Origin of the sequence: Clostridium lapidicellarium, from assembly GCF_041224415.1 — a bacterium.
Classification (GTDB): domain Bacteria; phylum Bacillota; class Clostridia; order Clostridiales; family Clostridiaceae; genus Clostridium_B; species Clostridium_B lapidicellarium.
In genome coordinates, this window is sequence record NZ_JBGFFE010000031.1 from 18156 (window position 1) to 27332 (window position 9177).

The 9177-nt window shown below is 37.2% G+C and carries 5 protein-coding genes; 2 read left to right on the forward strand and 3 right to left on the reverse strand.

The genetic code is table 11. From position 1 onward, the window contains the following. The first annotated feature begins 49 nt into the window (after positions 1–49). Together AB8S09_RS14630 and AB8S09_RS14635 are read left to right on the forward strand one after the other, a co-directional pair. Positions 50–1120 (forward strand): uroporphyrinogen decarboxylase family protein, encoded by a 1071-nt coding sequence (locus AB8S09_RS14630; protein WP_294184079.1) that lies wholly within the window; start codon positions 50–52, stop codon positions 1118–1120. Positions 1121–1294: 174 nt separating this feature from the next. Then, positions 1295–3724, forward strand: a complete 2430-nt coding sequence (locus tag AB8S09_RS14635; RefSeq protein ID WP_294184076.1) for a VIT domain-containing protein — start codon at positions 1295–1297, stop codon at positions 3722–3724. Between the two features lie 35 nt (positions 3725–3759). Here the strand turns inward: AB8S09_RS14635 and AB8S09_RS14640 are convergent, their stop codons facing one another. The 3 genes from AB8S09_RS14640 to AB8S09_RS14650 all read right to left on the reverse strand — a co-directional run bounded on the left by AB8S09_RS14640 (position 3760) and on the right by AB8S09_RS14650 (position 8726). Next, positions 3760–4236, reverse strand: coding sequence for a hypothetical protein (locus tag AB8S09_RS14640; RefSeq protein ID WP_294184075.1), 477 nt, complete (start codon positions 4234–4236; stop codon positions 3760–3762). An 87-nt stretch (positions 4237–4323) separates the two neighbouring features. Next, a complete protein-coding gene (locus tag AB8S09_RS14645; RefSeq protein WP_369869420.1) occupies positions 4324–5589 on the reverse strand; it encodes an efflux RND transporter periplasmic adaptor subunit in 1266 nt (421 codons plus the stop codon). 2 nt (positions 5590–5591) lie between these two features. Continuing rightward, entirely contained in the window at positions 5592–8726 is a 3135-nt protein-coding gene (locus AB8S09_RS14650) for an efflux RND transporter permease subunit (RefSeq protein ID WP_369869421.1), read from the reverse strand. Positions 8727–9177 lie beyond the last annotated feature (451 nt).

Here is a 9177-nt window from a genome sequence, read left to right on the forward strand (position 1 = left end):
ATAATGTGAACTGTGTGACAAATCAAATTAGTGTGGGGTGGAGAAAATAATGGAAAATATATGTCATAAGGATGAAATGACACCGAGGGAAAGGGCAGAGGCCATAAGTGCCGGGGAAGAAGCAGATCGTATTCAATGCTGTCCCTTTGTAGGTGAAGTGGGAGCAAAATTTATCGGAGTTAAGGTATCCGAATTATGCCATGATTATAAGCTGCTGGCTAAAAATGAAATAAATCTTTATAGAACATTTGGCTTTGATTCTGCCGGAGGGGGTCCTAACCTATTTGGTATTGCAGAGGCTATGGGTACGGTTCTGGCATATCCTGACAATGACATGCCCTATGTGGATGTACCGGTGGTAAAAAAATATGAGGATATAGATAAGCTTGAACCTGTAAATCCATATAAAGATGGAAGGCTGCCGCTGTTTTTAGAGGCTGCAAAATTTATAAAACAGGAAATAGGCAGTGAGGTTGATATTTCGAGTGATTTTGGAGGACCTTTCACTACGGCGGCATCTTTGAGGGGCGTAGATGTCTTTCTGAGAGATACGTTGAGAAACCCCGAATGGGTGCATAAGCTTTTAAATCTGGCTACCGAGAGCATTTTCAATTATATAGATGCAGTTTGCAGAATAGGTGTAAAGCCATGTATTTCCGAACCGGTGGCTTCTCTTACGGTTATAAGTCCTAGACAATTCAGAACTTTTGTCAAACCCTATTTGAAAAAATGTGTTGACAGGATAATAGAAAAATTCGGAAGTGCGCCGACGGTTCATATATGTGGGAACACCAGGGGAATATTAAAAGACATAGCGGATACCGGAATTCAAGTTTTTAGTGTGGATAATGTGGTGGATCTGGCAGAGGTTAAAAAATCCATTGGTGACAGAGTTGGCATAATGGGAAATGTAAAACCCATAGAGACAATGTGCAATGGTACGAAAGATGATATTTTTAAGGAATCAAGAGAATGTATCAAAAAAGCTTATGACAATCCCAGGGGATTTATTTTAAGCACCGGCTGCAAAGTTCCTATGGCCACTTCTAGGGAAAATATAGAATTTCTTATGGATGCTGCCAGAACTTATGGAAAGTACCCTATAGCGGACAATATTTAACATGTGATCCTCCTTTTAAACCGATTTCATTTTGATGGTGCTTTAAAATAAATATGGCAAATATGATATAATAATATAGACAAAGTTGGATATTATATACAGTAACTGATATTGAGAAGTGTATAACTGCATCTGCAGTAAAATAGAATAAATTTAAAAGGGGGTCGGCGTATAGTGTTTCAATATACTGAAAAAAATAAAGGGAAAGATGAGGGTATCCTGCTTAAAAAAGTAAATATTGTAGGAAACTTATGTGCTGGATATGGAGAAATTGTGGTGAACCAATTGTACCAGAACTGCAGTCATGAAGACATAGAAGGGGTATATGTGTTTCCATTGCCAACTACGGCAGTTATTTCAGGGTTTGAAGCGGAAATAGGCGGCAGGACTTTGAAGGCTATGGTGGAAGAGAAGGATAAGGCACTTAAAATTTATGAAAATGCCAGGGCCCGAGGCGAGAGCATCTTCCCTCTTGAGGAGTTCAGCCCGCATTATTTCAAGATAGGAATAGGAAAGATAATATCGGGAGAAACTGTAAAGATAAAATTATCCTATGTTGAGGAGCTTGATTATAAAGACAGCAGCTTTAAACTCACTATCCCGGCAGTTTCAGTACCTAAGATAATAAAAAATAAATCCGGGTTTGAAACTTTAAGGGACAGTTTTACAGGCGAATTTGGCAGAAAGACAGTAGGAGGGGATTTTGAGTTCAAGATCAACATAATAGTTGAATCTTTAAGCAGAGTTGATTTTAGATGTCCTTATCATACCATAAATGTGGAAAGGGAGGGTGATACAGTAGCCAAGATAAGCTTAAATGAAAATCATCATTTTATTGACAGGGATTTTGTGCTCTTTATAGACGAGAGGGAAACTCTTGAAGCAGATGGAATGATATATGAATACGATAAAAGTGATGAGAAAAAAGGAATAGTCTATATAAGGATGATACCGAAACTTGATCCATATGAAGATGAAATAAGAGAAAATTATGTATTTTTGATTGATGTTTCCGACACGATGGAGGGAGAAAAGCTGGAACAGGCAAAAAATGCACTTCAGTTGTGTCTGAGGAATTTATCCGAGGGGGATACTTTTGACATTATAGCATTGGGGGTTAAATTGAACAGCTTTTCTAAAAATGGATTGATAAGATTTGATGCGGATTCATTGAGGGAAGCCTCCAAATGGATAGATGACCTCGATATAGAAGAGGATGCTGCCATATTCGACGGTATAAAATACAGCCTGGAAAGAGAAGGTTCTCAGAATACCATATTGCTTTTTACAGACGATCAGGTGGATGAAGAGGAAGAAATACTCGGGTATGTAAAGGAAAATATAGGTGACAACAGGATATTTACATTTGGTATAGATTCATCTGCGAACAATTATTTCTTGAATAAACTGGCCCATGAAAGTTATGGAAAAGCTGAATTTATAGATACACAGCAGAGAATTGAAGATGTGGTTCTCAGACAATTCAACAGAATCCAGAATCCACAGGTGGACAATATAAAGATTGATTGGGGAAAGCTGCAGGTGAGCTCTTCTTACCCAAGAACCATTGACTACATGTACGACAGAGAACCGTTTTCAATATTTGCAGATGTTTCCGGGGATGTATGCGGGAAAATTACTTTAAGCGGTGAAGTTCACGGAAAAGAGTATATAAGGAATATAGACATAGACAATTTCAATACGGAAGAAAATGCCAATCTGTTGAAAAAGGTATGGGCGAGGAAAAAAATAAGATCCTTGAAGATAAACATGAAATTCCAGCGTGGGGAAGAAAAGGAGAAAATGAGAAGGGAACTTATAGAACTCTCTAAACAAAACGGTTTTATAAGTCCTGAAACGACTTTTATATTTATGGAACTTAGAGAGGAACCGGTACTTGGAATTCAACTTAAAAACATAATACCTATAAAAGTGAATGAAACTACATTGGGTGAGAAGATAGACGGAAATGTGGAATCTGGATTCTGGTACAGAAGCTTTGGTTCCGGGGAAAATGAGAAAGAATATATGGATGACAACAGGTATCTGGATGAAAGATATCCGAGAGGAAAACTTCTTCGAATTATTGCCAAAAATCAATTTGCGGACGGTGCTTTTGTAGACTATGAAGACAGCAGCATGGAAGATAAGATAGAGACCACTTCCATGGTTATACTTGCTTTTGTTACTGGAAGTGAGAGAGTGGATATATATACAAATCAATTGAACAAGGCAGCGGCATTCATATGTAAAAATTATGACAGAATAGATTTTGAAGTAAGACCTGATATAATGAAACTGTCTATACTGGCATTGAATGAAATGAAGAGGGAAAAACTGCTGAAGGACAAATACATACCTCAAATGGACAGGACTGTTGAAAAATTGTATGAAGTACTTAATTCTAAAGATGAGACAAAATCTATATTTGAAAATCTAATAAAAAATTCCTTTAAAAAGAATTTGGCTTCATTGTTTGCTTTAAGTGAAAATGGAAAATATATAGAGGAGGAAATAACCATAGAAGAGGAGAGAAATTCAATATTTGATATGGCCAAGTTAGCGGTATTGAAAACATTCAATGTCTCTGGTGCTTTAAAATAAAAATATGCTGGCAGTTGTTTATGCCAGCATATTTTTTAGATATTACCGCGAAGAAAAGCGGCAATTTTATCAATAGGTATATCCACCAAAGTATTCTTATCCGTATTTTCAGAACAGGAGTCGGATTCCAAATTGCAATTATTTGCCAGGGAATATGGATCATCGGTAATAATCCTTGGCTGTTTCGACGGTTCTTCTTCAAGCCTTATAAAATATTTGTTTACCCCAAGCAGCGTTCCAGTAAAATTATATCCGCAGGAATTTCCGCCTGTTGTATATACAGTTACCTTGTTTCCTATATATTTTTTTAGATTATCTATGAAATTAAGAGATCTTATACTGTTACAGTTATTGGAACCTATCTCCCTGTTTTCTTCATGGTTTTCATCTATGTCTACAGGATCATAATCTGAAGATGATCTTTCATCGTCAATGTAATAACTTTCGTCGTTGATGCCTGTTGTGATATTCGAAGGGTGCCTCCTAGAATGGCTTCTGTGGTGTCTGCTCATATACTCAACTCCTTTTCGTAGTAATGTAGATACAGGAATCTAACCCTAATTTATAATATGATGCAGAGTCAATTTGTGACATTAAAATCAATTCAAAATTTTAACTTTGTTTCCTTCATTTAAGAAGGTCAATCCCGTCGATACTATATTATCTCCCGAATTTATTTTTGAAGACAATATTTCAGTTCTTTTGTCATTTGAAAGTCCTGTATCTACGGATATTTTCCTTATTTTATTATTTTTTACCACATACAGGTATGAGACGCCGTTTTCAATCTTTATAGCTTCATTGGGAACTGTGAGTATGTTATCCTTCTTTTTGTCGGCAAGAGATATTTTGGAAAACATACCCGGTTTCAAACTGCCGTCGGAGCTGTTTATTTTTATTTTAACTGGGTATTTCTGAGTCTTGCTATCTATATCGGCAGCTATGTTGTCTACAGTACCGGTGATTTTTTTATTTTTTGCAGAGGGAATAGTTATATCCACAGATTGTCCTACTTTAATTTTGGAGAGCATGTTGTCAGGTAAATTTACCTTTGCAATAAGTGAACTTAAATCCAGTATGATTACGGAAGGCTGTGTTGTCGGGGAAATCTCCCCCTCGTGGATATTGACGGCAGATACAACTCCGGAAACAGGTGATCTGACTGTGGTGTCGTCAATTTGGGATTGAATTGATTTTGTTCCGGCTTCAGCCTGAGCTACCTGGGCTTGTGCAACTTCAACGGATTCAGGACCGATTTTTTGTTTTAGCAGGTCTAGATTTTGCTGTGCTGCAGACAGTGCAGCAGAGGAGGTCTTTAATTTTGTACTGGCACTGTCCAGATCTTGTTTTGCCGCGGCACCGGCGGAGTACAGGTTCTGAATTCTGTCATAGCTGGTTTTGGCATCGTTGTAGTTTATCTGTGCTGTTTCAAGGGACTGCTGGGCCTGAAGCACCGGCTGTTCTACTCCGGAACTTCTGGTTTTGTTTAAATTGGCGTTGGCGGAATCAACGCTTGCCTGCTGCTGTTCCAATTGGGCTTTCAATGAAGTTGAATCGAGGGTAAAAAGTATGTCGTCCTTTTTGACTGAACTGCCTGCTTTTACATTTAAACTCTGTATTTTACCAGGTGATTTAGGAGATATAGAGATTTCTTTATCTATGTCCAGTTCTCCGGGGTAATCTACGGTCGTGGCTATAGAACCCAGCTTTGCCTGTGTTACTTTTACATTTTTAATCTGATTTTGGGATTCTGTTTTTTTATTCTTAATTATATTGTGTACTATGGCAAAAACCATTAAGGCTGCTAATATGATCAGTACTATTTTCCATATAATTTTTTTGAATTTCAAAGCATTGGGATTCATTTTTATACCTCCTGAATTTCTACATGTTTTTTCTTTTTAAAGATGTGTTTTTTCAAATCGTCCATTAATGTGTAAACTATAGGCAATATTATAGGAGTAAAAATAGTGGAAGCAATCATTCCACCGATAACTATAACAGACATGCTCGATTTCAATTCACTGCCTTCCCCTATGGAAAGGGCGGAAGGGAGCATACCTACAATCATGGTGGCAGATGTCATTATTATGGGTCTTAACCTTCTCTCGCCGGATTCTATCAGGGCTTCTCTCAAATTCTTCCCACGTTTCATGAGCGTATTTGTGTAGTCAATCAGAAGAGTGCCGTTTTTAGATGCCAGTCCATCCAGCATTATAAGTCCTATCATGGACATTATATTTAAAGTTTTCCCGGTGATGGCCAGTATACCAAAAGCCCCGATTAGGGCACAAGGCAAAGATATCATTCTTATAAAAGGTGTGAGGAATGATTCATAGAGCACAACAAGTATCATGTAAATTAAAACCAATGAAATGATCAGTGCTTCTATAAGGGAGGTAAAACTGTCTTTCATGTCCTCTTGATTTCCACCAAATTTTATTTCATATCCCTCCGGCAGGGAAAATGATTTTAATTTTTTAGATAAAACTTTATTTATTTCTCCAAGTGTTTTACCCTGAATGTTGGCAGAAATAGTGACCGCATCCTGTCTGTTTTGTCTTGATATGGACTGCGGGCTGTCCGCCCTTGATATGGTGGCAATTTCATTTAAGGGAATTGATTCGCCCGATTGATTGAGTATATTTACGGAGCCTATATCCGATGGAGTTTTTATATCTCCATCCTGGAATTTGACCATTATGTCATAGTCATTTCCATTCGTCCTGTATATGCCTCCGGGGGAACCTTCGATTGCCAGCCTAAGAACCGAAGATACATCCTGTGTGGTTATACCATATTGTGAAGCAGCTAGCTTGTCTATCTGCACCCTGAATTCACTTTCGCTTATTTTTGAAGAATTATCCACATCTATGACCCCGGGAACGTTTTTCACTATATTTTCTACCTTGTTTGATATTTCATTTATTGTGTGAGTATCGCTGCCCAATATTTGAATTGATATGGGCTTGGAACTTCCGCTTCCAACATCGGACTCAACTACGGAAAAATCCGTACCGGATAGGGAAAGATTAGCCCATCTTCGGAGTCCTTTTGCTATATTCGATTGAGATTTCTTCCTTTCTTTTTTGGGCTTAAGTTTTACATATATACTTGCGGAATTTGAATTTCCACCCATCAGGCTGGCATTGTCAGCTCCCACTGAAGAATAGTAGCTAGAGATTTCAGGCATTTTATGTAGATGATTTTCAACCTGTTTCACAGTTTTATCCATTTGGTTTAAGCTGGAACCTGAATCAAAGGTCATATTCACATTAAACATGCTTTGATCGGTAGTTGGTATAAATTCTGTGCCGATGGCGCCGGCCGGTATAAGCAGGATGACGGCTATTAATCCTGCTATGCTGAGTAAAAGCACCCTTTTTCTGTGATCCAGCGACCATATGAGGACCTTTTTATATGTTATTGTCACATTGTCTATGGAAGACGAAATCGTATTGAATATTTTGTAAAGCCAACTTTTCTTAAATCTTTCCATCTTTCCGGAAGATATTTTATTTTTGGAATCTTCTTTTCCCTTAAAGAATCTGGAAGCCAGCATGGGAGTTATTGTAAAGGATACAAACAGAGAAAACAGCGAAGCAGCAGTTATGGTAAGTCCGAATTCCTTAAAAAATTTTCCTACCATGCCTGATATAAATGCTACTGGAGTGTATACGACCACGTCGCAGAGAGTTATTGCAATAGCTGCAAGACCTATTTCCATGCGGCCGTCTATGGCAGCGGATTTGGGATCCTTTTTCATGGCAAGGTGGCGCTGTATGTTGTCGAGTACGACGATTGAATCATCTACTAGAATACCTATGCACAATGACAGTGCCATGAGAGACATCATATTCATGGTAAATTTAAATATGTACATTATAAAGAAAGTTGATATTAGGGAAGTAGGTATTGCTATCAGGACAATAAGCGATGATTTCCAGCTCCTTAAAAATATAAGCAATACTATGGCAGTTGTAATTATGCCTTCCATTAAAGTATGTTTTATCTGGGAAAGAGAGGAGTTTATAAATGTAGTGCTGTCATAGGCGGTTTCAAGTTTAATACCGCTTGGGAGCTGCTTTTTGATTTTTTCAAGTTCTGATTTTATGTTGTTCACGGCTTCTACTACATTTGCATCACTTTGTTTCTGGACGCTTATTCCAATAGTTTTTTTACCATTTATCCTCATGCGTTGATTCTCTTCGGGGTATTCCAGATTTATATCTGCTATGTCAGACAGGCGGACCGTACTTTCATCTTTGGCAGGTATTATTAAGTTCCTGACTTCATCTAGATTTTGAAATTCACTTGTAACTCTTACAGGCTGATTTAAGTTCTCCTGTTTTATCTGTCCTGCCGGTATATTTATATTTTCAGCCTGCAGTTTTGAAATCAGGGTGTTTACATTTACTCCATTGAATTCCAGGGCAGCTTTATTCAACTTTATTGTAAGCTGTTTTTTTTGTATGCCCTGCAGGGTTACATTTCCGACACCCTGTACTTTTTGAAGGTTTTCTACTATATTATTTGCTTCATTGTAAAGTTCATCTTGTGATACATTTCCTGATAAGGACAACATCAAGACAGACATGGAATTTGTATCTATTTTGAATAAAACCGGTTTATCTGCATTTTTGGGAAGCTTAGCCTGGGCGTTGTCTACAGCTTTCTGTACATCTAAAAAAGCCGTGTTCATGTTTACATTGCTCTTAAACGTTATAATAGTTTGTCCAACACCTTCTTTGGATGTGGATTGGATTTTTTCGATGCCGCTTATACCTGATATGGCATTTTCAATGGGTTTTACTATGTCTTCCTTGATATCCTCGGAACTGGCGCCTGCATATGTAGTGGATATGGAAATTACAGGTACGTCGACGGATGGCATAAGATCTGCCCCGATGTGAGTATAGCCGAACACACCAAGGCCCAGTAGAAAAAGTATTACCATGGTTATGGCAGCCGGCCTCTTTACGGATAGCTCTGTTAAATTCATTTTTCCCTCCTCTTTATATGTGTTGCATAGCTTAAATTATAAATGTATGTAAAAGAAAATTCAAGAATTGGCAATAAATTTTGTAGTTATGAATTTAATCAGAAAAATGAAGGAATATCAATCATTTTTTATGTAATGCAGTGAAATTATGATTTAAAACTTGTATTTTCCCATAAAAATACTGTAAATGAAGTTGAAAATTCAAAAGTAGTATGCTATACTAAACATAATTTAGTGAAAGTTATTTTCACTTGGTGGAAATAAAATAAAACTTGCAATTGTAGATTATTTTTTAAAATTCAAAAAAGTATTTGAAAGTCGTATTTGACAGTATATGTGCTTTAGAAATATGTGTTGTTTTGAATTCAATATATATGGTGAAATAAAAAGTAAAATGACTTTCAAAAAGTTGGAAGAGAGGTAAATTAAATTGATTGGTGTGAAAAATGGT